The following is a 22,989-nucleotide window of genomic DNA, read 5'->3' on the forward strand; positions in this document are numbered from 1 at the left end:
CTGGTTCGCGGTCGTTCCGCATCGTTCCGTATTTCGAACACTGATCGTGACTTCGGACGGAACGTAGAATCGAATCACTTGCGCGTCAATGGCCCGCGCAGCCACAACAGCAACCACGGCACACGCGTCCCGGCCGCGCTTTCCACACCGTTTATTCACTCCGCACGCGGTGCGTCACTCCCTATCCTGAAGTGATGGCACGTCAACTCGCTTAGCAGGCAAGGCGGAACACCTCGGGGGACGGGACAGTGACGCAACAGATCTTGGTGCCGCGGCAACCGGAGCCCGCCGCCGTGGGACGCACGCCCCCGCATGCCAGCGAGGCGACACGCCTCCTGTGCGCCGGCGCCTATCTCGACGAGACGTTCCGCCACACGGTGATCGAGGAGCTCTACGTCCACGACGAGCGCATCGTCGCCCCGTCGTTCGGCTTCGACGCGGCCCGCGTCCTGGCCCACGCCCTGCGCGCGCAGCGCCTGCAACTGGGCTGGGCGGCGGCGGTCCTGGCGCTGTGGATCGTCAGCGTGCCGCTCACCAGCTGGGTCAGCCTGCTGTTCCTGATGCCGGTGGCGCTGATGTACCTGGCCGCCAGGATGCGCGGACCGGCTCCACGGCCCGCCTGGTACCGCCGCTATCCGGCCTGGATCCTGCGGCTGTACGCACGGCTCGCCGTCGTCTACACCGTGCTGACGCTGTTCGCGAAGGGCACCGACGACCACGACCTGCTGGAGCGGGTCTACGAGTTCTGGGACTTCCTGCTGGTCCCCGGCATGGCGTTCGAGAGTCTGCTCTACGACACCTCGCGCCTGCAGGCCTGGATCGCGCTGGCGCTGCCACTGCTGGTGGCCCTGGGCGTCGGCGTCGAACGCCACCAGGTCTCCCGCGCGCTGGCCGGTGAGCTGTCCCGGTCGAGGTTCCCCGACGCGGCCGCCGACCCCGCCGAGCGGACCACGGAGGGCAGCCGCTTCCACCGTCTGCGGGACCGCATCCGGACCGAGCAGGTCGCGGGCCTGGTGATGTACCGGGCGGACCGGCCGTTCTGCGGTGCGGGAACCCCGTACGACACCTGGTCCCTGTCCGTCGAACTGCGCCCGCGCGAGGACCTGGCGGAACCTGCCCTCCCCCTGGACAACCAGACGGTCCTCAACGGGATCACACCCTTGCTGGAGGACCTGCGCAAGCCCGCCACCGCGCGCACCCCGAAGGCCGCGGCAGCGATACGGGACCGCCTACGCCATCTGGACATCGGCGAGTGCGTCTTCCTCCCGGTGGACGGACTGCCCGGCCGGCAGTACGCCCCGTACGGCCCCGGCCAGTTCGAAGAGCACCGGGCCCGCGCCGTCGAGGAGGGCGGCGAGACCCGGCGTCACTTCCTGCGGGTGCAGGTGGGCGGCTGGGAGGAGGAGCTGGTCACCACGGTGTTCGTCCGCGTCCATACCCAGGGCGGCATGCTGATGCTGGAGGTCGCGCCGCACGTGCTGCGCCCGGTCCGGCCGCAGTTCCGGCAGGCCGACCGGCTGGCCCACGACTTCCTCCACGCCAACCCGCTCGGCAAGGCGGTCTGGGCGCTGTCCCGCGTCCCGCACACCGCCGGCCAGTCCGTGGTCACCGTATGGCGGACCCTCACCCTGCTGGGCCGGTTGGCTTCCCACGGCTCCGACCGGGCGATGCCGGACGGGCCGGCCCTCTCGGTACGCGAACTGGGCTCGGACGACGACGCGTCCCTCTTCCAGGAGATGGACCACCAGCGCTACCTGAAGACGATCCAGGACCGGGTGGCCAACGGGGTGCGCAGCGCCCTGCGCGAGGCGGGATACCGGACCGAGGAATTCGAACAGAAGATCATCAACGTCAGCAACGGCGGGGTGCTGATCGAGCAGGCCAGCGGCGCTTTCGCCTTCGGCGAGCACAGCGAGGCCCACAACCAGGAAGCCGGACTACGGGAAGGGACGGGCAGTGGCAGCGGCTGAGGAGGCGCCGGGCGGCGACGGGCGTGGTGGCGCTCAGAACATCCACATCGGCACGGCGAAGGGGGCCTTCGCCTTTGGTGCCCACGGCACGGCGAACAACTACGAGGCCCCGCGCCCGGCACTCGCCGCCGAGCAGGAGGAACTGCTGCGGGTGGTACGGCAGTTGCGCGAGGAACTCCGGTCCTTCGCGAGCAGCCCCCAGACCGACGAGCTGACGCGGCAGCTAGACGAGACGCAGGGCGAGATCCAGACCACCGGCGAGGCGAGCCCGGGCCGGCTGACCCGCCTGCGCCAGGCCCTCCAGGACGCGGCCACGGCGGTGGGCCTGGCGGCGTCGGGCGCGGCGGTGACACAGGCGGTGGCGGCACTCTTGGGAGGGTGACGGCGGGATGAGCGGCATATCGGGGGACGGCGGCATCCGCTGGAACGACGAGACGCAGCGCTGGGAGACGGCGGGCGGGTCGGGGAGGGCGGTCCCGCCGACGGCACCGCCACCGCCGGTACCGGCGTACGCTCCGCCGGGCCCGGCGGATGTCGCGGGTACGGGCGACGACCCGACGTACGTGGTGACGCCGCCGCCCGCTCCGCTGCCGAGGTCGCGCCGTACGACGGCCCTGATCGCGGGCGCGACGGTCGCCGTGGTCGCGGGCGGAGTCGCCTTCGGGGTGCTGGCGCTACGGGACGACGGGGCGGGCGACGGAACCGGGACCGAGACCGGCGCCTCCTCCCTGACCAGCGCGCCGCCGACAACGGCCTCGGACACCGCCCCGGCCGGCGACCCGACGGACAGCGGCCTGCCCACGCAGACGCCGTCACCCACCGAGGTGCCCTCGGGATACACGCTCGAGCAGGACACGGCGGGCTTCACGATCGCCGTACCGGAAGGCTGGGAACGGCAGGAGAAGTCCAACGGCGTCTTCTACAACTCCCCCGACGGCCAGAGCCTGGTGCAGATCTACACCGCCGGGGAGGGGGCCCCGACCCCGTACGACTCACTGCGCCAGACCTCACAGACACTGCGCGCGAACAAGAACTACCGCGAACTCAGCCTCCAGAACGTCCCGGACGGCCCCGGCGACCAGGCGGCCGAGCTGATCTACGCGTACGACCGCACGGACGGCACCCGACGCCAGGTCGTCGACCGCGCGTTCGTCGCCGAGAACGGCACGCAGTACGCGGTGCTGGTGGCGGGGCCGGAGGAGGGCTGGCCGCGACAGCGAGAGATCCTCCAGGTGGCATTGACCTACTTCGCCCCGTGACGCCGCTGTCATGGTCGCTCTCGCACCGGCTCCCACGCCCGCCAGAGATCGACCTCGACCCGGACGGTCTTCCCGGGCGCCGGGTCGCGGTCCAGCACCTCCCACCGGGAGGCCAGGGCGTCGACGAGGACGAGGCCGCGGCCGTGTTCGTCGAGGGGGCGGGGAGGTCGTACGTCGCCGGGTTTCGGGGGGCGGGGTTCGCAGTCGCCGGAAGCGCTGCTGCTGTAGCTGGTCGCCACCTGCCCCCACACCATCCACGTCCGCGACTCCAAGGACCGGCAGGGCCCCCAACTCGCCCTCTCCCCCACCACCTGGGGGGACTTCCTCACGTACGCACGCGGGAGCGCTCAGTAGTTCAAGCCGCCTTGGTGGGACCGCAGCCGGTCGCCGAAGGCTTCCGCTCCCACGATCTCGGACTTCACCGGAACATCGCCCCAAAGGTTGAGTCCCAGGCCGGGCAGGCCGTGCAGTGGTCGCAGATCGAGCCGAGCCGGCGGGCGTCCCACCAGCCCCAGTGCCAGCTTTCTCAGGTTGGGGAAGACACGGCTCAGCTGGGCGATTTCGGTGAGGTCCCGCAAGCCGGTGATCATCAGCCGCTCGATACGAGGGAGCGGCTCGAGTGTCGTCAAGCCGTGCAGCGTGTCGGTCCCCAGCGCGATCCGGGTGAGCTCGGGCGCGTGCAGCGCGGCCCGGAGAATCCAGGACGGGTTCCGGCTGTGCCCCTCGATCCCCAGCGTTTGAAGATTCGGCCAGTCCTCCAGGTCTCCGAGCCGTCCGGCGTTCTCGATCCCCACCTCCAGATGGCGAACACCCGGATGCGGCGTGAGGACGCCCGTGATGCATCCGGTCAGTCGGAGCTCCGTCAGGTCGAGGTCCGGCAAGCGCGAGAGATCCCGCACGGATGTGCATTCCTGGAGCTCCAGGCGTCTCAGATCCACTCGGCTCCGCAGGAACTCGAAGCTCTCGATCACCTCGTTGTTCCAGATCGTGACTGATTCGAGGCACCGAACGGGAAGATACGTGTCCAGTTCTTCCGCCGAGTACGGACCGCTCACCGTGATCCTGCTTACCGAGCCGAGACGGGGCAGGTGAAGAAGCTTCGCAGGCTTGTCGATCAGCAGATCGGGCAGATCGGCCCCGGCCAGCACCTCATCGACGTACTCCCCCAGCGGCTGGAAGTCCCAGGCTCTCCCGACCTCGCTACGGATGAGCGGCTCCGTATGCGACGCGCACTGCCTCAGCTTCTGCCGCGCCTTCGCGCTGCGAACCCGGGCGAGGAGCCGCACCGTGTTCAGGGCCACGCGGTCACGCAGTTGCTCCGCGTCCGGCAGCACCCCTACGACCCAGTCGCCCAGACCCGCGAGATCCTCGACCTCCTCACGGTCCCGTGGCGGCATGAGGGCGTCCATACGGTCCCGCACCATTTGCATCAGGCCGGAGTTCAGCGACTGGACGTTGAGCGCGCACCGCGCCGCGAGTGTGTGCAGGCGGTACTGCTCCCTGCGCTGCTCGGCGGCGTCCCCGAGGCCGATCAGGCTGGTGATGAGATGGCGGGCGCCGGGGCGTGCCGCGTGACCGGCGGCCAGCACGATCACGTCGTGCCATGCCTCGCTGTGGGCATGCTTCGGGAGTTCGTCGATATAGCCGGTCTCGTGGAACTCCTTGGCCGCCAGGAAGTCCTGGAACGTACGGTGGATGAACTGGATCGCGTCGTCGGTCCGCTCCTGGAGCAGTCCGCTGCGGTCCAGCAGGAAGCGCAGGATCTTCTCGGGTGGCCCCTGGACTTGGATGTGGGGCATGTCCCGCATGGCGAGGCTCAGTTGGTGGACGGCCTGGGCATACGTCAGCTGCTGCTGCCCCATGCGGACCAGCCACATGGCCAGCCGCTGGAGCAGGGCGTGCTGTTCATCGGAGTCCAGTCTGACGTGGTCTGCGTTGAGTACACCTCGGCCCGCGTCCCGCCCTCCGAGGAGCATCGCGAGTGCGGCCCGGTAGAGCTGCCAGCGCGTGGTGGGCAGCAGACCTCGGCGGCGCCGGTGCAGAGCGCAGATCACGGCGCACAGCAGCGGGGTGCGGGCGAGCCCGCGCAGCGCTGTGTTCCGCTCCAACTGGTGGACCAGGTCGTGTTCCAGAGAGGTGAGGAGCTCATGTTCCTCACCTCCGCGCCGGGCGTCGTAGAAATGGCCGCTTTCGAGGCGGGCGGCGTTGTGCCAGGCGTGCACGAAGGCGCGGATGTCGTCGTCGCTCATGGGCAGGAGGGTCAGCTCGGTGAAGCCGTCCCCGTTGAGCCACTGCTCGTCGACCGCGTTCGGGCGCACGGTCGCCAGGCACCGCGTGCCGGGATAGCGGTCTAGGAGGGCGCACAGCCACCGTCGGGCCTCCTCCCGCTCCGGTGCCGGGACCTCGTCCAGGCCGTCCACCAGGAGGAACGCACGACGCGCTTCCAGCACGCGGTGGGCCCACCCGTCGGGCTGACCGTCCGTGATGCCCCTCCCTGCGGAGAGAAGCTCCGACACCGTGGGAAAGCGTCCACCGCGCGCGTGCACCTCACGCAGCGGGATGACGAAGGGGACGAGGCCATTCAATTCGGCGAGTTCGTCGCCCAGGGTGCCGTTCGCGGCATGGGCGGCGAGCCACCAGACGAGGGTCGTCTTGCCGGCGCCCGCCTCGCCGCGCAGCAGGGCGTGCGGCCTGTTGGCCAAAAGGGTCTCGATGCGCTGGGCGCCGTCGCGCGCCGGTCCGCTGTGCCATGAATCCGGGAACCGGCCGAAGAGATCGTCCTCGACGTACGGGTACGCGGCGGCCTCGGCTCGCAGACTCAGATAGGCGGTGTCGAGGTCCCAACGGGATTCACCCCGGCCGAGTTCCTCGATTCCGAAGATCTCTGTCTTGCGGTACTGGGAGCTCAGGTCTTTCGCGTACCGGGTCTCGAAGTGCTCGTCCTGGGGGTGGACTTCGGTGATCTCCTCCAGCCAGACCTTCGCGAGCCCAACGAGCCCCAGTTCGGGAGCGTCCGTCATCGCCGCCGCTTCGATCCTGCCGTGTCGGCGCCCCTGAGGCACCTGTGTCACCACGCCCAGCAGCACGGGACCGGCGAAGACCGGGGCCCCGGACAGCCCACGGAGGGCTGAGGTCCCGTCTGCCCGCTCATCGACTGTCGGCTGGTCGAGTTCGCAGGTGAGGGAACCCCTGATCCGCCCGGCCATCGGCAGCACGCTCACCCGGTACTGGTCGTACTCCAGGTCATCGCCATAGCGCTGGATCTGGGGGAAACCGACGATCTGGCAGTGCGACAGCGGGGTCCCGGTGCCGGCCTTGCCGAACCTGAGACGGCCCAGGGGAGCGGCGCGCTCGGCGCTGATCACGTCCCGCTCCGCGGCCAGCACCGCCACGTCGCGCTCCTCGTCCGCCCAAACGAGATAACAGGGTGCAGGTCTGCCCGACGAAGGGTGGACCACTTCGATGCGCTTGCTGTTCACCACCACGTGCCATGCCGTGAGCACGGTCCGCCGGTTGAGCAGCACCCCGCTCCCCTGCCCGTTGCCCCACACCACGACAACCCGGTCCAGGGCTCGGCCCCCGCTCACCGGCCGCCGTCACCTCCGCCGAACCGGCCGACGCTCCCCCGGCTCTCGTTCCGCACCTTCCAAGGCTCCCCGGTCCGCGCGTCCCGCGCCCTCAGCGTGACCGCAACCCGATGTGTCCGAGTCGTACCCCCACTCCCGTCGACCCCGGCCTCCACCACCCAGGCCTTCACCTTGACCCCGCCCATGACCTCCTTGCGCAGCTCGACACTGAACTCCAGCTCGATGTCGCCCACTTCGAACGTCACGTCCTGCCCGGACGAGCGGCCCGCCGCGGTGATCAGCTCATCCCGTACCGCCTGCACGGCGTCGGCCAGTTCGATCCGATTGCCCGTCATGTGCCCCACGCTAGAGAGGCCTTGGCATCCGCCGCCATCGGTTCACGCCAAGCGCCGTTGCCGAGTGCCCACGCGCCCGTCCAGCAGGGCCAGCCCGAGGGGCGTGACGGTGTGCAGTACCGCCTTGCCCGCCTTGCACGTGCTGACCAACCCCGCCTTGCGCAGGATGCCGACGTGGTGGCTCGCGGTAGCCGGCGAGATGCCCGCGTCGTGGGCCAGTTCGGTCGTCGTGAGCCCGTGCTCCGCGACCGATCCCAGGATCCCGGCACGGGTGCGACCGAGGAGGGCGTTCAGGGAACGCAGCCCGGGCGCGCCGCCGCTCAGCACCGTCTCATGCGTCATCGGGTACGCCACGACGCATGGCAGCGCCGGATCCTTCAGCAGCGTCGGCTTGCGCCAGCAGAAGTACGACGGGAGCACCAGCAGTCCGCGCCCGTCGAGGTGCACGTCTCGGTCGGCGCCCATGCCCGTGACCTCCAGGACCGGCTGCCGCCAGACCAGTCCGGCGTGCAGCGTGCTCAGCAACCCACCGAGGTCGCCGTCGGTCAAGTACCGGCTGTGGATGGCACGTTCGGCATCGAAACGGGCCCGCACCCGGTCCCACCAAGGAGCCAGCGCCGTCGCGAAGTACCCCCGGAACGAGCGCGCGAGGTGGACGACGGCCTCCTTGTCACCGTCCGCGAGCGACCTCGCCCACGGCGGCAGTCGCCGGCCCGCGCGGGCCAGTTCCACCAGGTCGCCGCGGAACCGCAGCCGCGGCGTCGACAGCAGGGCACCGACCCCGGCGTCCAGCCCGCCCGTGCCGGCCGCCGGGGTCAGGAAGTCCGCCGAGCAGCCGACGGGTGGGGCGAGTCGGAGTAACGGACGTACGTCGGCGGTCAGTTCGCGGCGTATCCGCTGCCGCCAGCCGCCGAAGACGGCGGACCCGGTGTCGGTCTGCAGCATGTGCATGCTGAGCAGCGCCTCCCACATGGGATCGGGCGCCTGCGCCAGCCTGACATGGGCGAGGTCTGCGTCGGTGAAATGAATGCGTACCGCCATGTGAGCCATCCCCGTTCGGTGTGCACTCACATGCTGCGACGATCCTCACCTCTTGCCATCCTCAGAAGTCTCGGGGTGGCGCACGGACACGGAGCCCACAGACACACAGCCGAAGCCCCGCCGCACGGCCAGGTGCGGCGGGGCGCTCGAGTGGGCCGTCAGCAGGGCTCGACGGAGCTCACCTGGTCCCGGACGGGTGAGGCCAGGTCCAGTGCCTGCCCGTCGAGGATGACCTGGATCTCGTTCGCGTAGTCGGCGTCCCGGTACAGGCACCAGTCGTCGCCGGAGATGTTCTTCACCGACCACACGTGGTCGTTGAGACCGCCCGCCAGCGCGCCCAGGTTGGACGCGCCGTCCGCCAGCGAGTAGTGCGCGCCGCCGCCCTGGGCGTCGTGGTAGATGCAGAACTCGGACGGGTCGCACGGCCAGGTGGCCGGGTCCCCGGCCGCCTGGGCGGACGTGGGCATCGCCAGCATGGCGGCGGTGCCGACGAGGGCGGCCAGACCGAGGCCGAGACGGCGCGAGCGGAGGGGCATGATGGGCATGAGGTGCTTCCTTTCCCCGTTGTCGTGCGTACGGCCACCAGCCTGCGGTCCGTGCACCACGCCCCGCTCCCGCCTTCGATCTGGGTCGAATCGAACGCGCGGAGCCGAGGGAGTCAGCGGGTGGTCGGGACGAACTCGGGCTGGTCGAGCAGCCGCAGCCAGCTTCCGTCGGGCTGGCGCCGGACGACCTGCGCCCGCGCGCCGGCGCCGTCCTTGGGCGGGGTCGAGGTGAGGGCGATGTCGCCGCTGATCAGCGTCGGCAGCGGTTGTTCCGGCTCGAAGCGGGGACGGGCGGTCAGCACCTTCTCCCACAGCGCACGGATCGCCTCCCGCCCCACCGTCAGTTCGCCGGGGGGATAGGCCATCACCGCATCCTCTTCGTAGAGCGCGGCGACCCCGGCCGCGTCACCGGCGTTGGACCGCTCGACGAACAGGCGGATGATGTCCTCGGGCCGCAGGGCCTTCTCGTACTCCGGCATTGGGTTCCTCCTGGGGTCGGGCTCCGGGTGCTTCCCAGCGTGGTCGCCCGAAGACCAGAAGTCCAACAGATGGAATTACTGGAAGCTAGAATCCAGAGTTATGGAGCTCAGGCAGCTGGAATACTTCGTCGCGGTCGCCGAAGAGCAGAACTTCACCCGGGCCGCCGAGCGGGTGCACATCAGCCAGTCCGGCGTCAGCGCGCAGATCCGCCAGCTGGAACGGGAGCTCGGTACCGAGCTGTTCGACCGGTCGGCGCGCACCGCCACCCTGACCCTTGCGGGAAAGGCAGCGCTCGAACACGCGCGCGCCGCACTCGCCGCAGCCGGGGCGGTCGGCCAGGCAGTGGGTGAGGTGACCGACCTGATCCGGGGCCGACTCACGGTCGGCATGGTCATCGGCTGCACCGTCACTCCGCTCTTCGACGCCCTCGCCGCGTTCCACCGGGCGCATCCCGGTGTCGAGATCTCGCTGCTGGAGGACAACTCCGACCGGCTCGTCGAGAGTGTGCGCGCCGGCACCGTCGACCTGGCTCTGATCGGGACGGCGACCGCCACCCCCGACGGGCTGGACGCGCTGACCATCATCAGCGAGCGGCTCGTCGCGGCGGTTCCGCCCGGGCACCCCCTGGCGAAACAGCGGCGGGTCACTCTGCGGGACCTGGCAGCCCACCCCATTGTGTGCATGCCACCCGGCACCGGCCTGCGCACGGTGTTCGACCGTGCCTGCGCCGCCCAGAGCCTCCAGCCCTCGATCGCGCTGCAAGCCAGTGCCGCGGATGCCATCGCCGACCTCGCCGCCCGCGGGCTCGGTGTCGCCGTCCTCAGCGCCTCGATGGCGGCGAGCTACCGCGACCGGCTCTCCGCCCACACCATCGACGACATCGAGACACCGGCACTGCTCGCTCTGGTCTGGAAGAGCACGCACAACCCGTCGGTACGCGAGCTGCTCGTGCACAGTCGGCGAGCATTCACCGGGCAGCTCCCCGACTCGCCCGACGGAGAGGTTCGCGCACTCGAGTGATCCTCGTTGACCAACAAGGAACTTGACGGAGACTCACTTTGCCGAACTGACAGCCCATCAACAGCACCCCTCCTATCGTGTCGTGTTCATGACAGACACTTCGAAGGCAACCCCCACCCCGGTCAGGCGCCGCACCGTCCTGATCGCCACCGGCGCCACGGCCGCCACCCTGGCCGTCACCGCCGCCGCGCCCGAAGCCCCCACAGCCGAGGCGGCCGACACGGCCCCCGTCGCCGCCGCGGCCGTCTGCACGCTCACGAAGGAGATGACCGAAGGCCCCTACTACCTCGACGGACAGCTCGTCCGCGCCGACATCAGCGAGGACAAGACGGGATTCCCGCTGGAGCTGACCCTCACCGTCGTCGACGACGACACCTGCGCTCCCCTCGGCAACGCCCTCGTCGAGATCTGGCACGCCGACGCCCTCGGCGAGTACTCCGGCTTCGTCGGCAACAACGGCCACAACGAGCCCGACAACGGCACGTCCCTGCGCGGCGGCGTCCTCACCAACTCCAGCGGCGTCGCCAAGATCACCACGGTCTACCCGGGGTGGTACAGAGGCCGCTGCATCCACATCCACATCAAGGTCCACACGGACGTCACCCTGACCTCCGACGGCTCGTTCGAGGGCGGCCAGGAACTCCACACCGGCCAGCTCTTCTTCGACGAGACGATCACGACACGAGTCGCCGCGCTGTCCCCGTACTCGGCCAACACGGTCCCCCGCACCACCCTCGCCCAGGACTCCATCTACGACGAGGGAGGCGCCGCGTCCGGGCTCCTCACCCTCACCGCGCTGGGGAGTTCACCGTCCGCCGGATACGCGGGGACGCTGACTCTGGGCATCGAGCAGGGCTGACACACCCCCGGAGAAGCGGCCCGTACCGCCCTCAGGCCGGTGCGGGCCGCCCCAGTCGCTCACATGTAATCGAAGTACCGGTCAAGCCAGGTCGGCGGAAGATCGTCTTCCTCTTCTTCCTCCTCCTCGTCCCCGGACTCGGCCGCCAGTGCCGCCAGCACCGCCTCGGCCTCCTCGTCCTCCTGCAGGGTCGGTCCGTAGTACGGCTCCTTGACCAGTTCGACGGGCACGTAGACGCAACCGAGTTCCGTACACACCTCGTCGAGCCAGGTCACGAACTCGTCGCCCAGGCCCTCTTCGCAGCCGGGCAGCCTCAGTCCACCGCCCGTTCCGGCGGTGACGAAGGGACCGAAATTGCTTATCAGCACCCGCAGGGCCCGGTCCGTTCCCGTGGCTTCAGTGGGGACCTCGAAGACACCGAGGAAGCTGGCGTCCTGCCCCATGCCGGCCGAAACGGAGGGCCCGAACCGCCGCTTCAGGGCGCCGGCGAGCTGATGAAAACGTTGCCGGGCAGCCGGAACGTCATAGTCCCGGGGGACCTCCAGGTGCTTGGGGTCGGGGTCGTCCAGCTCGCGCAGGAGCTCCCGGAGGCGGTCGGGGGAAAGCATGGTGGTGTCCTTTGCGGTGTTCACCGTACGTCGGCGCTCAGGGGTGATTGTTCGTCCGAGCACGCGGCCGGGACCAGGTGTTTCTGGCCCTGGCCGCGCGGGGCAGCTCCTCGGACACCACCTCGCCGCGCTTCTTCCAGGCGTCGTCGATCAGGCCCAGGAGCTTGCCCTGGTCCTTCTCCCTGAAGACTCCGTGCGGCGGCCACCACAGGCACCCCAGCCGACGCCGGCCTGGGCGCCGTCGGTCACGTGCACGCACGGTTCGCCCATGGCTGCGCCCACAGGAACGCGGCCCGCCTGCCGGTGTCTCCGGGGCGGGCCGCGCCCTGTCAGCCGTTCAGGACTCCGGGCACTCCTTCCACGCCATGTGGTAGATCGTGCTGATGTCCCCGTCCGTCGAGTCCATCGTCATGAAGCTGACCTTGTCCGGCGAGGACGAGCCGGCGCTGACCCTCAGTTCGGTGTTGATGTTGAAGTTGCGCTGGACTCCGCACGGCGCCCAGACCAGTTGGGCCCAGTCGGTGCTGTCGGTGGCCTGCCAGTTGTCGTTGAGGGGGCCGTTGAAGGGGTGGTTGCGGAACTGGGTGTTCGGGGAGCCCTGGAAGTAGTACGAGGCTCTCTGGATGGCGCTCGCGCCGGGCTGGAGGGCGGCGAAGCCGCGGTAGTCGGCGCTGGCGATGGCGTACGTGAAGCCCTGCGGGACGTGCACGATCAGGTTGAGCTGGCAGTTCTTGCGGAACGCCGTGGGGTCGGAGTTGCCGCCGACCTGGGCGAGGTAGTCGCTGTAGGTGACCGTGAACGCGGTGTTGTCCTCCGAGACGGCGACGGCCGTGGTGCCCTGCGGGCAGCCGGACCCGTTCACCGTGGCGACCTTGATGACGATCTTGTCCGGCGGCGGGTCGTCGAACGCGCCGGTCGGGGACGGAGCCGCCTGCGCGGGCAGCGTCGCGGTGAGCAGGGCGGCCAACGCGCCGCCGCTCAGCAGAAATCGCAGGAGTCCACGTGCCATGGATCTCTCCCTGGGGTTGGGGGGTGGCTGTGCCTCGATCCGTTCGGCCTCGCCTCGTTGAATCTTTGAAGAAAGAGTGAGGTTTCTGTGAAGGTCGGAGGCGTTGGAATCGTAGGGAGCCCGATGAGGACCAGCCAGGGCGAACTCCAGCCATTTACAACCGAGTTGAGCGATCCATCCCCAGGTCATTCACAGCCGCACATTAAGCCGTTCCTCAGATAGGCCCCTAATTTCCTTCACATGACGGGAAACGCAGAGCACCACTCAGAGCACAGTGAGCAACAGCCGGGCCGGCACCGCAGGGACCCCGGCATCCGGCGCCGTCGCGTCCTGATCGGCGGCAGCGTCGTCGCCGCGGCGGGCGGCCTCGCGGTCACCGGCCTCGCGTCGGCCGACACCACGACCGACACCACGACCCAGGAGAGCGGCACGTCGACCACCGCCTCGACGGAGGCCTCCACCTCCGCCGCGGACGGCGTCTGCGTCCTCAACGCCGAGGTCACCGAGGGTCCGTACTCCCTCGCGGGCGCCCTCGTCCGCGAGGACATCCGGGAGGACAAGGAGGGCTTCGAGGTTCAGTACACCTTCACCGTCGTCGACGTCTCCAACGACTGCGCGCCCCTCGCGAACGCCCTGCTGGAGATCTGGCACTGCGACCACCTCGGCGAGTACTCCGGGTTCGTCGGCGGCAACGGTCACGAGGAGGAGGACAACGGCACCTTCCTGCGCGGCGGTCGGATGACCGACGAGAACGGCCAGTGCAGCATCACGTCCATCTGGCCGGGGCACTACGTCTCACGCGCGATCCACGTCCATATGCGGGTGCACACGGACGTGACGCTCACGGACGACTCGTACACAGGCGGCGAGATCATTCACACCGGGCAGCTGTTCTTCGACCAGGACATCAACACCGAGATCCAGGCGACCTCGCCGTATACGGAGAACACCACCCGCGAGACCCTGCTGGAGGACGACAGCATCTACGACGACGGCGGCGCGTCCTCCGGCCTGCTGACCCTGACCGCGCTCGGTGACAGCGTCTCGGACGGCTACAAGGCGACCTTGACAGTGGGCGTCAGCACCGACTGACACCGATCGGTCAGGACCCTGGACCCGGGCCGGACCCGATCGCTCAGGTGCTGACGGGCTGCCGCTCCTCGGCGGGCTCGGTCGCGTCCGCCTTCCCCTCCTTCAGGTGGGCGCGGATCGAGTAGGCGAGGGCGGCGGCCCACAGCGCGTACAGGAAGACGTACACGGCAGCGGCCGTGGCCCCCGAGGCCGCGATCCAGTCGCTGTTCAGCAGGGTGCGGACGTTGGTGACGAGGATGACGCCGCCGACCGCCGAGCCCAGCACGCGCGGCGGCAGGATACGCACCAGCCACGCGGCGATCGGCGCGGCGACCAGCCCGCCGACGAGGAAGGCGGCGACCCACGTGAAGTCGATGCCCTGCGAGCCCAGCGAGAAGAGGAAACCTAGGCTCGCGGCGACCGCGACCAGGAACTCGCTGGTGTCGATCGAGCCGATGACCTTGCGCGGCTCCATCCGCCCGGAGGCGAGCAGGGCGGGCGTGCCGACCGGCCCCCAGCCGCCTCCGCCGGTCGCGTCCAGGAAGCCGGCGACCAGGCCGAGCGGGGTGAGGAAGCGGCGCCGCAGGGGCAGGCCGACCCGGTCCTTGGGCAGGCCGCGGAAGGTGAAGCGCGACATGACGTACACGCCGAGGCCCAGCAGGATCAGGGACATCAGCGGCGCGGCGACCTCGGTCGACAGCGTGGACAGGACGGTCGCGCCGAGGAAGGACCCGATCGCGCCCGGCACGCCGATCTTCCCGACCACCTTCCAGTCGACGTTCCCGAACCGCCAGTGCGAGGCGCCCGACATCAGCGTCGTACCGATCTCGGCGAGGTGCACCGTGGCCGAGGCGGCGGCCGGGTTGGTGCCCATGGCCAGCAACAGGGTGGTCGACGTCACGCCGTAGGCCATGCCGAGGCTGCCGTCCACGAGCTGGGCCCCGAGGCCCGCGAGGGCGAGCAGTATCAGCGTGCGCATGCGGCCGGTCCCGTCTCTCCGAGGTTTCCTACCGGGTTGATAGGAATGGCTGACGGGACCGGACACTAGGGCATCTCCCTGAGGACAGGCTGAGAGTGTCCGAATACAGAGACGCCTATCTCATATCTGAAGCTCCTGTCTCATCTCCGAGACTCCTGTCTCATCTCCGATCCGGAGACCCTCAGCCCAGCCGGATCACATTCCAGGACAGCGGTTCCAGTACGGCGGTGAGGCGGCCGTCCTTCAACTCCGTGCCCTCGACCGGGTGCGGGGTGACGCGCTCGGGGTCGTCGAGGGTGTTCTTCGCGTCCGGGTCGGCGTCCGCGAGGGCGCTGTGCTCGACCACGTTCGTCAGGTCCAGCCCGCTCAGGGCGACCTCGAGCGGGAGTGCCTCGGTACGGCTGCGGTTGACGGCGAAGACGGTGACCGTGCCGTCCTCGGCGCGCACGGCGGTGGCGTGCAGCAGGTCGGCCTCGCCGTACTTCTTCGTCTCGTACGTCGGGGAGTCCACCCGGACGTCCAGGACCTGGCCGCGGCCGTACCGGGAGGCCTGGGCGAAGGGGAAGAACGTCGTCTGCCGCCAGGCCGGGCCGCCCGGCTCGGTCATGATCGGGGCGATGACGTTGACGAGCTGCGCGAGGCAGGCGACGGTGACGCGGTCCGCGTGGCGCAGGAGCGCGATGAGGAGCGAGCCGAAGACGACCGCGTCGGTGACGCTGTAGTTGTCCTCCAGGAGGCGGGGGGCCTCCGCCCAGTCCCGCGCGCCGGAGTTCTCGATCGCGTGCCACTCCGAGATGTACCAGACGTTCCACTCGTCGAAGGAGAGGTTGATCTTCTTCTTCGACTTGAGCTTCGCGCCCACGTGGTCGGCGGTGGCGACCACGTTCTCGATGAAGGACTCCATGTCGACGGCGGAGGCCAGGAAGGAGTCGACGTCTCCGTCCTCGGGCTGGTAGTAGGCGTGCAGGGAGATGTGGTCGACGAGGTCGTACGTCTCCTCCAGGACCGTCGCCTCCCACGCGGCGAAGGTCGGCATGGACTGGCTGGAGGAGCCGCAGGCGACGAGTTCGACGCCCGGGTCGATCTGGCGCATCGCGCGGGCGGTCTCGGCGGCGATCCGGCCGTACTCCTGGGCGGTCTTGTGGCCGGTCTGCCAGGGGCCGTCCATCTCGTTGCCCAGGCACCACAGCTTGATGCCGAAGGGGTCCTTGTCGCCGTGTCCGGCACGGAGGTCGGACAGGGCCGTGCCGGCGGGGTGGTTGGCGTATTCCTGGAGTTCGAGGGCCTCGGCGACGCCCCGGGTGCCGAGGTTGAGGGCCATCATGGGCTCGGCCTGGGGGCCGATCTTCTTCAGGAAGGCGATGTACTCGGAGAGGCCGAAGCGGTTGGTCTCGGTGGAGCGCCAGGCGAGGTCGAGGCGGCGGGGGCGGTCCTCGACGGGGCCGACGGAGTCCTCCCACTTGTAGCCGGAGACGAAGTTGCCGCCTGGGTAGCGGATGGCGGTGGTGCCGAGTTCGCGTACGAGGTCCAGGACGTCGGTGCGGATGCCTTCGGCGTCTGCGGTGGGGTGGGTGGGCTCGTAGATGCCGGTGTAGACGCAGCGGCCGAGGTGTTCCACGAAGGAGCCGAAGAGGCGGGGGCTGACTTCGCCGACGGTGAAGGCGGGGTCGAGGGTGAAACGGGCTGTTTCTTGCATGGTCGCCTTTCCAGAGCGGTGGTTCTTGTTTCGTTGGCGGCTGCGGGTGTGTGGGGGCTGGTCGCGCCCGCGCGGCGGAGCCGCATATCGGACACAGCCCCGCGCCCCTAAAGGACGATGGGCCAGCCGTTCTTTTTCCAGCTCAGTCTGTTCAGGCCCAGCTTCGGGGTGCCGTTGTCCTCGGCGTCGTAGTAGTGGTACGCCAGCCAGTCCTGGCCTCGGTCCCGGAAGACGGACTCGCCCCCGGTGCCGACGAAACGGCCGTGCCCCGCCAGCAGCAGGTCGCCGCCTCCCTCCAGCAGCGGCCTGCCCGTGCTGTCGACGTACGGGCCGGTCACCGACGTCGAGCGGCCCACCCTGATCTTGTACGTCGAGTTCACGCCCGCACAGCAGGCGTCGTACGACGCGAAGAGGTAGTAGTGGCGGCCGTGCTTGACGATGTACGGGCCCTCGACCGCGTACGGGGCGTCCGGGCGGGTCGCCAGGTGGTGGACCGTCGCGTTCTGTGCCGCCTTGCCCGTCCTCGGGTTCAGTTCGACCATCCGGATGCCCGTCCAGTACGAGCCGAACGACATCCACAGCCTGCCGTCCGCCCGGATGATCGCGGGGTCGATGGCGTTCCAGGTGTCGGTCGTCTCCGACGAGAACACCTTGCCGTGGTCCGTCCAGGTGCCGGGAAGGCCGGAGCGGGACGTCGCGACGCCGATCGCCGAGTGGTTGGTGCCCCAGGAGGAGACCGCGTAGTAGAGCCAGTAGCGGCCCTGGCGGTAGGAGATGTCCGGGGCCCAGGGGTCGCCCGTGTCGTTGTACTCGTACCACCAACTCGGCGGCTCCGGGAAGGCGTTGCCCTCGTCCGTCCAGTGCACGCGGTCCTTCGAGAGGCGCGCGCCGATGACGCCGCCGGTCGAGTACGCCACGTACTGGCCGGACTTCAGCCGGATGACGGTCGGGTCGTGGATGATCTGCTGGCCGGTGATGGGCTGCGGGTCGGGATAACTCGCCGTCGCCTGTGCCGTGTTGGGGAGGAAGGCCAGGAGGACCGCCGTCATCATGGCCGTCAGCGCTCTGTGTGCTCTCACTGGCCCGCCAATCCCGTGTGGGCCACGCCCGCCACGATCTGCCGCTGGAAGAAGACGAAGACCACGATCAGGGGCAGGCCCGCCATCAGGCCGCCGGCCATGAGCTGGGCCCATTGGATGCCGTAGGAGTTCATGACGGTCGCGATGCCGTTCGGCATGGTCATCAGGTCGGGGTTGTTGGTGACCATGTAGGGCCACAGGAAGTTGTTCCACGACGCGATGAACGTGAAGATGCCGACCGCGGCGAGGGAGGGGCGGGCGAGCGGGACGACGATGGTGAAGAAGACGCGCCAACGGCCCGCGCCGTCGATGAACGCGGCCTCCTCCAGTTCGCGCGGGATGCCCTGGAAGAACTTGTAGAGGATGTAGACCATCGCGGCGGGCGCGCACTGCGGCAGGATCATGCCCCAGTAGGTGTCGACCATCCCCATCTGCTGGACGGTGGTGAAGAGGGGGACGCCCAGGACCGCCGGGGAGATCATCAGGCCCGCCATGACGACGCCCATGAGGACGCTCTTGCCGCGGAACTCGGTGCGGGCGAAGCCGTATCCGGCGAGGGCGCTCACCAGCAGGACGACGGACGTCACGCAGACGGAGACGACGAGGGAGTTCACGAACCAGTTCGTGATGTTGCCGGTCTCGAACAGGGCCGTCCACGCCTGGCCCGTCCAGTCCTTCGGCAGCCAGTGCGGCGGCACCTCCACCGCCTCGGTCTCCGACTTGAGCGAGGTGAACAGGCCCCAGGCGAAGGGGGCGAGGAAGACGACGGATACGGCCGTGCCGAGGAGGGTCAGGATGATCTGGCTGGGGGTCCAGGACGAGGACGGCGACCTGCGGGGCTTGACTCGGGTCGGTGCCGCAGTGGTCATCGGGCTCCCTCCTCACGGTTGCGCAGCAGCCACATGCGGGCGAGGGCGACGGCTGCGATGATCACGAAGAAGATGATGGAGATCGCCGAGGCGTAGCCCACGCGGTAGCTGGTGAAGCCCTCTTCGAGGGTGTACTGGACGAAGGTGCGGGTCGAGTTCTCCGGGCCGGGGCCGAAGTCCATCATCACGACGGCCTGGTCGAAGACCTGCAGCGAGGCCAGGATCTGCAACGCGATGACGAGGCCGGTGATGTTGCGCAGCATCGGCAGCGTGATGTGGACCATGCGGTGCCAGGCGTTCGCGCCGTCCAGCTTGGCGGCCTCGTAGAGGTGGTCGGGGATGGACTGGAGCGCGGCGAGGTAGAGCAGGAAGCTGAAGCCGACCGTCCACCACAGGGTGGTGATGACGATGGCGAGCATCGCGTACGACTTGTCCGTCAGCCACGGCGTCTCGATGCCGAAGACATGGTTGATCATGCCCGTGCCCGGGTTGAACAGCCACTGCCACAGGTTGCCCGCGACGGTGGACGGCAGCAGGAACGGGGCGAAGAAGCACAGCCGCCACAGCCATTTGCCGTGCTCGATGTGGTGGGCGAGCATCGCGAGGAGGAAGGCGAGGACCGTGATGCAGGGCACGACCAGGAGCGTGAAGTACGCGCTGTGGCCGAGGGCGTCCCACATCAGCGGGTCCTTGAGGGCCTCGCGGTAGTTGTCGAGGCCGACGAAGCTCTCGCCGTCGCCCGTGATGTTGGCGTCCGTGAAGCTGAGGTAGACGCCGCGCAGCAGCGGCCAGATCACGAAGAGCGCGAACAGGGCGAGGAACGGGGCGACGAACCAGCCGCCGTGCTGGAAGCCCTGCCCGCGGCGGAGGGTGGCGCCGATCGCGGCGGTCCTGGTGCGCGCCGGTGACACGACGGTCTGAGCGCTGGTCACCGTCATGCTGCCGTACCTCCTTGCGCGGCTGTTCTGCCGTCCATGGGGTTCTTCATGGCGAGCAGTTGGGTGAGGGCGCTCTTCATACGGCCGGCGGCGGCCTCCGGCCCCGCCGAGCCCACCGTGGAGGAGACGACGATCGGGCCGACGCGCTGGGCGAGGATGCCGGTGGAGCCCGCGAACCACACCTTCGGCTCGGTGGCCTGGTGGTCCATGGCGGAGACGTACTCGCTCTGCGGGTCCAGCTTCTTGTACGCCGCCGTGGACAGGGTCGGTGTGTACGCGGGGATGTGGCCGCCGGCCGCCCACTGCTGGGCGTGCTGGACGACGTAGGCGGCGAGTCGGTGGGCCGCGTCGTTGGTGGCGCCGCCGCGGTCTGACTGGTGCGGCAGGACGAAGGCGTGCGACTCGGCGTGGGTGGCCTGCCCGCCGAAGACGGGCGGCAGCGGGATGGCGCCGTAGTCGAGCTTCGCTCCCGAGTAGACCGGCACCGACCAGTTGCCCTCCCAGGCGAAGGGTGCGCCGTTGAGGAACTGTTCGGCGCCGACGGAGCCCAGGCCGGGGTCGGCGTACCCCTCGGTGACGTGCCGGCGCAGGAACTCAAGGACCTGGACGGCCTTGTCGGTGTCGAAGGTGACCTCCGTGTGGGCGGCGTCGAACCAGGTGCCGCCGAGCTGGGTGTAGAAGGCGACGAAGAACCACCACTGGAAGTTCTGGTCGTTGATCCACAGGCCGACGGTCTGCAGGCCCTTCTTGGTGGCCTTCTTGGCCTCCTTGAGCACGTCGAACCATTCGTCGGCCGACGTCACCGGCACGATCCGGCCATCGGCGCCGAGCAGGCCCGCCTTCTTCAGCACGTCCTTGCGGTAGAAGCAGAGCTGGACGTGGATGTCGAGCGGGAGGGCGTAGAGCTTGCCGTCGATGACGGCGCGCTTCCACAGCGCCGGGTTGAAGTCCGCCTCCCGTACGCCGTACTTGGCGAGCAGGTCGACGTCCCAGGGGTCCAGGAGCCGGCCGGGCGAGAAGCCGGTGACGCGGCCGAGGTGCATGACGCCGAGGTCCGGGGCGCGGTTGCCCGCGGCGGCCATGGCGAGCTTGGTGTAGAAGGGGTTGCCCCACTGGAGGGTCGAGTCCTTCACGTCGATGCCGGGGTTCGCCTGGCGGAAGGCGTCCAGCATCGCGATCATGTTGGAGCCGTCGCCGCCGCTGAAGAGGTTCCAGTACCGCACCCGGGTGCTGGCACTGGAGGCGAGTGCGTCGGCGCCGGTGCCGAGTGCGGCGAAGCCGAAGCTGCCGGCCACGGCCAGTCCGCCGGCGGTGGCCAGAAGTTGCCTGCGGTTCAGGCCAGGTTGTCCCATTCCCTGCCCTAACTGTTCGAGATATCGAATTTTGCACGTAACTTCGAACGGGACCGTAGGCGGAAAGCGCTTTCTAGTCAATGCCTTGTGCACGAATTCGCACCTGGCGAGGCCGCCAACGGTTCGGCGATGCCCCTAAGGGGCGCGGGGAACTGCGCGACCAGCCACAACGGACCCGCAGCCGAAAGATGACGCGTCCTGGCACTCCCCGCAGTGCACCTCGTTCCTGGTTGAACAACGGTCGCCGTATCGCATGACGCGGGCACGTCGGGCCGCGTAGGCTCGAACAGCCCGCCGAGCGGCGGAGGAACAGGGGGTGCGATGGACATCGCGGGCGCGCGCGAGTGGGCGGCCCGGGTCGCTTCGATGCTCCGGCCGCGGCGCGCTCACCGGGCCTCGGCCATGCGCGACCTGGCCTCCGAGCTGAGCGCCGCTCTGCGGGCCAAACCCCATCCCCCGACCGACGTACGCGAGTTGTGCCACGCACTGTGCGCGGAGATGAGCGCGCGGCGCGGCGGGCGGCCCGTCGAACTGCGCTTCGAGCGGTTCCCCGACGAGATCGAGGTGACCGGACTGTGGGTGGAGTTCCAGGACTTCGACCTGGTCATCGTCGAGGAGCGGGCCGAGGCGATGCAGCAACTGGTCATCCTCGGCCATGAGTTGTGGCATCTGCACACCGGGCACGGGCACGACCACACCGCCGGCACGGCGGCCGTGCACGCCCTCGCCGACCGGCCCGGGTGGAAGGACATCGCCCTCGGGGTGGCCGCCCGCGACGGCTCCCGGCAGCGGGACGAGGCCGAGGCCGACGACTTCGGGCACCGACTGGCCGCCGCCTTCCGGCCGTTGCTGACGGGGACGGGGCCGGAGGCGCCGCTCGGGCCCGTGCAGCGTTCGATGGGGTATCGCGGGAGCGGAAGCAGGGGCGGGAGCGGAAACGGTCACGGGAACGGGAACAGGAACAGGAACGGAGGATCGGCGCGGTGACCGGGGCAGTGCAGTTTGCGCAGATGGCGCAGGCGGCGCAGATGGCGCAGGACCCCTCCGGTTCCGCCGGTTCCGCCGGTCTCCTCGGGGACATGTACATCTCGTTCTGGATCCCGACCGTCATCCTGACCGCCGCCCTGGCGATCAAGCTGCCGAGCATCGTCAAGATGTGGCGGGACCCACTGCTGCGCGCCGTCGGCGGACTGCTGCTGTTCGCCTGCGCCGTGTTCGTCTTCGCGGCCCCGGACACCATCGCCTGGACCAACCGCGTCACCGGCGTGCCGAACATCTCGGCGCCCTGGGTGTACTCCCTGCTCACCGCGCTGTGCGCGTCCTGGCTTCTGCTGATCATCGCCTGGCGCAACGGTCTCTCCGACGGCTCGACCGCGACGCGCCGCGCGACCCGCTGGGTCGTCTCCGTGTACGCGGGTGTCGTCGCCGCCCTGTGGGGGCTCTTCGCGCTCGCCGACGCCCCCGTGGAACGCCTGCGGGACCTCGACACGTACTACGCCACCACGCCCTTCATGCGCGAGATGATCCTGCTCTATCTCCTCGCGCACACCGTGGCCTGCACCGTCACGGCCCGGCTGATCTGGAACTGGATCCGCACCGACGGCCTCGACGCCTGGCTGCGCTGGGGGCTCAGGTTCCTGGGTGTCGGCTACGCGACGAACCTGCTCTTCGACGCGTCCAAGCTCACCGCGGTGGTCGCCCGGTGGACGGGCCACGACCTGGACTGGCTCAGCACCGCCCTGGCGCCGTCGGCCGCCTGCGTCTCCGCCTCGCTGGTCGCGGTGGGCTTCATCATCCCGCACGCCGGCCAGTACCTGCACGAGCGCTGGCGGATCCGGCTGCACCGCCTGCGGCTGCGGCCCCTCTACCTGCTGATGCGGTCCGTCACCGGCGGGCGCGAGCCCTTCGCCCTGCGCGGCACCGGCGAACTGCGCCTGATCCGCCGCGAGACGTTCATCCGCGACGGGCTCCTCCAGGTGTCCCGGCACCTCGACGAGGACCTGCGCGGCCGGTCGTACGAAGCGGCCCTGGCCCTCGGTTTCCCGCCCTCTCGGGCCGAGGCCCTCGCCGCGGCCGTGACGATCCTGGACGCCGTCGACACCCGGAAGCGTTCCCCCGAGGCGGAGTGCACCGCCTCGCCGTCCGGCCCGGACACCGCGTATCTGCTGCGGGAGATCCAGGCCGTGTCCCGAGCCCTCCGCCACCCCGACGACATCAAGGCGGTACGCGCCCACGCGGCCGCCCTGGCAGAGAAAGCTCGCGCATGACTGAACACCACACTCCCGAGGCCAG

Annotated in this window: 23 protein-coding genes and 1 pseudogene; 9 read left to right on the top strand and 15 right to left on the bottom strand. The window is 69.5% G+C overall.

Annotation, left to right across the window (positions count from 1 at the left end; genetic code table 11):
* The first annotated feature begins 293 nt into the window (after positions 1-293).
* Genes ABD932_RS10105 through ABD932_RS10115 form a run of 3 tightly spaced genes read left to right on the top strand, consistent with a single transcriptional unit; the run spans position 294 to position 3,229 of the window.
* The gene (locus ABD932_RS10105; protein WP_345010866.1) at positions 294-1,970 is read left to right on the top strand and encodes a hypothetical protein; all 1,677 of its coding nucleotides are present in this window, start codon (positions 294-296) and stop codon (positions 1,968-1,970) included.
* Complete coding sequence (locus ABD932_RS10110; protein ID WP_345010868.1) at positions 1,957-2,352, top strand: hypothetical protein; 396 nt, start codon at positions 1,957-1,959, stop codon at positions 2,350-2,352. The genes ABD932_RS10105 and ABD932_RS10110 overlap by 14 nt, the downstream gene beginning before the upstream one ends.
* A 7-nt stretch (positions 2,353-2,359) precedes the next feature.
* Entirely contained in the window at positions 2,360-3,229 is an 870-nt protein-coding gene (locus ABD932_RS10115) for a serine/arginine repetitive matrix protein 2 (protein WP_345010870.1), read from the top strand.
* 8 nt (positions 3,230-3,237) lie between these two features.
* Here the strand turns inward: ABD932_RS10115 and ABD932_RS10120 are convergent, their stop codons facing one another.
* Positions 3,238-3,468, bottom strand: a complete 231-nt coding sequence (locus ABD932_RS10120) for an ATP-binding protein (protein ID WP_425587434.1) — start codon at positions 3,466-3,468, stop codon at positions 3,238-3,240.
* On the opposite strand from ABD932_RS10120, the pseudogene ABD932_RS10125 reads away from it, so the two are divergent.
* Positions 3,461-3,583 (top strand): annotated as a pseudogene (locus ABD932_RS10125) (DUF397 domain-containing protein); the annotation flags it as partial. The gene ABD932_RS10120 and the pseudogene ABD932_RS10125 overlap by 8 nt on opposite strands.
* Here the strand turns inward: ABD932_RS10125 and ABD932_RS10130 are convergent.
* The 5 genes from ABD932_RS10130 to ABD932_RS10150 all read right to left on the bottom strand — a co-directional run bounded on the left by ABD932_RS10130 (position 3,577) and on the right by ABD932_RS10150 (position 9,216).
* Positions 3,577-6,816 carry an NACHT domain-containing protein gene (locus tag ABD932_RS10130; RefSeq protein WP_345010872.1) on the bottom strand — a complete coding sequence of 1,080 codons (3,240 nt, stop codon included), beginning with the start codon at positions 6,814-6,816 and terminating at the stop codon, positions 3,577-3,579. The pseudogene ABD932_RS10125 and the gene ABD932_RS10130 sit on opposite strands and share 7 nt — an antisense overlap.
* The gene (locus ABD932_RS10135; protein WP_345010874.1) at positions 6,813-7,151 is read right to left on the bottom strand and encodes a trypco2 family protein; all 339 of its coding nucleotides are present in this window, start codon (positions 7,149-7,151) and stop codon (positions 6,813-6,815) included. Before ABD932_RS10135 ends, ABD932_RS10130 begins: the two co-directional genes overlap by 4 nt.
* A 42-nt stretch (positions 7,152-7,193) precedes the next feature.
* Entirely contained in the window at positions 7,194-8,192 is a 999-nt protein-coding gene (locus ABD932_RS10140; RefSeq protein ID WP_345010876.1) for a winged helix-turn-helix domain-containing protein, read from the bottom strand.
* A 158-nt stretch (positions 8,193-8,350) separates the two neighbouring features.
* Positions 8,351-8,737, bottom strand: a complete 387-nt coding sequence (locus tag ABD932_RS10145; RefSeq protein ID WP_345010878.1) for a peptidase inhibitor family I36 protein — start codon at positions 8,735-8,737, stop codon at positions 8,351-8,353.
* A 113-nt stretch (positions 8,738-8,850) separates the two neighbouring features.
* Positions 8,851-9,216 (bottom strand): YybH family protein, encoded by a 366-nt coding sequence (locus ABD932_RS10150; RefSeq protein WP_345010880.1) that lies wholly within the window; start codon positions 9,214-9,216, stop codon positions 8,851-8,853.
* Positions 9,217-9,316: 100 nt separating this feature from the next.
* Here ABD932_RS10150 and ABD932_RS10155 point away from each other — a divergent pair, with 100 nt between their 5' ends.
* Complete coding sequence (locus ABD932_RS10155; RefSeq protein ID WP_345010882.1) at positions 9,317-10,237, top strand: LysR family transcriptional regulator; 921 nt, start codon at positions 9,317-9,319, stop codon at positions 10,235-10,237.
* Between the two features lie 88 nt (positions 10,238-10,325).
* Positions 10,326-11,096, top strand: a complete 771-nt coding sequence (locus tag ABD932_RS10160; RefSeq protein ID WP_345010884.1) for an intradiol ring-cleavage dioxygenase — start codon at positions 10,326-10,328, stop codon at positions 11,094-11,096.
* Positions 11,097-11,155: 59 nt separating this feature from the next.
* Here the strand turns inward: ABD932_RS10160 and ABD932_RS10165 are convergent, their stop codons facing one another.
* The 3 genes from ABD932_RS10165 to ABD932_RS10175 form a co-directional block, all read right to left on the bottom strand.
* Entirely contained in the window at positions 11,156-11,704 is a 549-nt protein-coding gene (locus ABD932_RS10165; RefSeq protein WP_345010886.1) for a hypothetical protein, read from the bottom strand.
* Positions 11,705-11,741: 37 nt separating this feature from the next.
* Positions 11,742-11,963, bottom strand: a complete 222-nt coding sequence (locus tag ABD932_RS10170) for a hypothetical protein (protein ID WP_345010888.1) — start codon at positions 11,961-11,963, stop codon at positions 11,742-11,744.
* 78 nt (positions 11,964-12,041) lie between these two features.
* Positions 12,042-12,713 (bottom strand): DUF4360 domain-containing protein, encoded by a 672-nt coding sequence (locus ABD932_RS10175; RefSeq protein ID WP_345010890.1) that lies wholly within the window; start codon positions 12,711-12,713, stop codon positions 12,042-12,044.
* A gap of 240 nt (positions 12,714-12,953) precedes the next feature.
* On the opposite strand from ABD932_RS10175, the gene ABD932_RS10180 reads away from it, so the two are divergent.
* The gene (locus ABD932_RS10180) at positions 12,954-13,805 is read left to right on the top strand and encodes an intradiol ring-cleavage dioxygenase (RefSeq protein WP_345010892.1); all 852 of its coding nucleotides are present in this window, start codon (positions 12,954-12,956) and stop codon (positions 13,803-13,805) included.
* Positions 13,806-13,848: 43 nt separating this feature from the next.
* On the opposite strand, the gene ABD932_RS10185 is transcribed toward ABD932_RS10180, so the two are convergent.
* From ABD932_RS10185 to ABD932_RS10210, 6 genes are all read right to left on the bottom strand, one after another.
* Positions 13,849-14,763, bottom strand: a complete 915-nt coding sequence (locus ABD932_RS10185) for a sulfite exporter TauE/SafE family protein (protein ID WP_345010894.1) — start codon at positions 14,761-14,763, stop codon at positions 13,849-13,851.
* Positions 14,764-14,944: 181 nt separating this feature from the next.
* Positions 14,945-16,459, bottom strand: coding sequence for an arabinosylfuranosidase ArfA (gene arfA, locus ABD932_RS10190; protein ID WP_345010896.1), 1,515 nt, complete (start codon positions 16,457-16,459; stop codon positions 14,945-14,947).
* 107 nt (positions 16,460-16,566) lie between these two features.
* The gene (locus ABD932_RS10195) at positions 16,567-17,508 is read right to left on the bottom strand and encodes an arabinan endo-1,5-alpha-L-arabinosidase (protein WP_345011479.1); all 942 of its coding nucleotides are present in this window, start codon (positions 17,506-17,508) and stop codon (positions 16,567-16,569) included.
* Between the two features lie 26 nt (positions 17,509-17,534).
* Positions 17,535-18,407 (bottom strand): carbohydrate ABC transporter permease, encoded by an 873-nt coding sequence (locus tag ABD932_RS10200; RefSeq protein ID WP_345010898.1) that lies wholly within the window; start codon positions 18,405-18,407, stop codon positions 17,535-17,537.
* Positions 18,404-19,345, bottom strand: a complete 942-nt coding sequence (locus ABD932_RS10205) for a carbohydrate ABC transporter permease (protein ID WP_345010900.1) — start codon at positions 19,343-19,345, stop codon at positions 18,404-18,406. The genes ABD932_RS10200 and ABD932_RS10205 overlap by 4 nt, the downstream gene beginning before the upstream one ends.
* A complete protein-coding gene (locus ABD932_RS10210) occupies positions 19,342-20,697 on the bottom strand; it encodes an extracellular solute-binding protein (protein WP_345010902.1) in 1,356 nt (451 codons plus the stop codon). Before ABD932_RS10210 ends, ABD932_RS10205 begins: the two co-directional genes overlap by 4 nt.
* A 321-nt stretch (positions 20,698-21,018) precedes the next feature.
* Between ABD932_RS10210 and ABD932_RS10215 the strand changes: the two genes are divergently transcribed.
* Together ABD932_RS10215 and ABD932_RS10220 are read left to right on the top strand one after the other, a co-directional pair.
* Entirely contained in the window at positions 21,019-21,684 is a 666-nt protein-coding gene (locus ABD932_RS10215) for a toxin-antitoxin system, toxin component family protein (protein ID WP_345010904.1), read from the top strand.
* Positions 21,685-21,725: 41 nt separating this feature from the next.
* A complete protein-coding gene (locus ABD932_RS10220) occupies positions 21,726-22,964 on the top strand; it encodes an MAB_1171c family putative transporter (RefSeq protein ID WP_425587446.1) in 1,239 nt (412 codons plus the stop codon).
* Positions 22,965-22,989 lie beyond the last annotated feature (25 nt).

Origin of the sequence: Streptomyces shaanxiensis (assembly GCF_039537145.1) — a bacterium.
Taxonomy (GTDB): domain Bacteria; phylum Actinomycetota; class Actinomycetes; order Streptomycetales; family Streptomycetaceae; genus Streptomyces; species Streptomyces shaanxiensis.

What these genes read in the sequence shown, in the direction of transcription:
- arfA (WP_345010896.1), bottom strand. Translation starts at nt 16,459, where the DNA reads ATGCAAGAAACAGCCCGTTTCACCCTCGACCCCGCCTTCACCGTCGGC.
- ABD932_RS10200 (WP_345010898.1), bottom strand. Translation starts at nt 18,407, where the DNA reads ATGACCACTGCGGCACCGACCCGAGTCAAGCCCCGCAGGTCGCCGTCC.
- ABD932_RS10185 (WP_345010894.1), bottom strand. Translation starts at nt 14,763, where the DNA reads ATGCGCACGCTGATACTGCTCGCCCTCGCGGGCCTCGGGGCCCAGCTC.
- ABD932_RS10135 (WP_345010874.1), bottom strand. Translation starts at nt 7,151, where the DNA reads ATGACGGGCAATCGGATCGAACTGGCCGACGCCGTGCAGGCGGTACGG.
- ABD932_RS10195 (WP_345011479.1), bottom strand. Translation starts at nt 17,508, where the DNA reads ATGACGGCGGTCCTCCTGGCCTTCCTCCCCAACACGGCACAGGCGACG.
- ABD932_RS10140 (WP_345010876.1), bottom strand. Translation starts at nt 8,192, where the DNA reads ATGGCGGTACGCATTCATTTCACCGACGCAGACCTCGCCCATGTCAGG.
- ABD932_RS10115 (WP_345010870.1), top strand. Translation starts at nt 2,360, where the DNA reads ATGAGCGGCATATCGGGGGACGGCGGCATCCGCTGGAACGACGAGACG.
- ABD932_RS10175 (WP_345010890.1), bottom strand. Translation starts at nt 12,713, where the DNA reads ATGGCACGTGGACTCCTGCGATTTCTGCTGAGCGGCGGCGCGTTGGCC.
- ABD932_RS10165 (WP_345010886.1), bottom strand. Translation starts at nt 11,704, where the DNA reads ATGCTTTCCCCCGACCGCCTCCGGGAGCTCCTGCGCGAGCTGGACGAC.
- ABD932_RS10215 (WP_345010904.1), top strand. Translation starts at nt 21,019, where the DNA reads ATGGACATCGCGGGCGCGCGCGAGTGGGCGGCCCGGGTCGCTTCGATG.
- ABD932_RS10150 (WP_345010880.1), bottom strand. Translation starts at nt 9,216, where the DNA reads ATGCCGGAGTACGAGAAGGCCCTGCGGCCCGAGGACATCATCCGCCTG.
- ABD932_RS10160 (WP_345010884.1), top strand. Translation starts at nt 10,326, where the DNA reads ATGACAGACACTTCGAAGGCAACCCCCACCCCGGTCAGGCGCCGCACC.
- ABD932_RS10180 (WP_345010892.1), top strand. Translation starts at nt 12,954, where the DNA reads ATGACGGGAAACGCAGAGCACCACTCAGAGCACAGTGAGCAACAGCCG.
- ABD932_RS10145 (WP_345010878.1), bottom strand. Translation starts at nt 8,737, where the DNA reads ATGCCCATCATGCCCCTCCGCTCGCGCCGTCTCGGCCTCGGTCTGGCC.
- ABD932_RS10155 (WP_345010882.1), top strand. Translation starts at nt 9,317, where the DNA reads ATGGAGCTCAGGCAGCTGGAATACTTCGTCGCGGTCGCCGAAGAGCAG.
- ABD932_RS10205 (WP_345010900.1), bottom strand. Translation starts at nt 19,345, where the DNA reads ATGACGGTGACCAGCGCTCAGACCGTCGTGTCACCGGCGCGCACCAGG.
- ABD932_RS10210 (WP_345010902.1), bottom strand. Translation starts at nt 20,697, where the DNA reads ATGGGACAACCTGGCCTGAACCGCAGGCAACTTCTGGCCACCGCCGGC.
- ABD932_RS10220 (WP_425587446.1), top strand. Translation starts at nt 21,726, where the DNA reads ATGGCGCAGGACCCCTCCGGTTCCGCCGGTTCCGCCGGTCTCCTCGGG.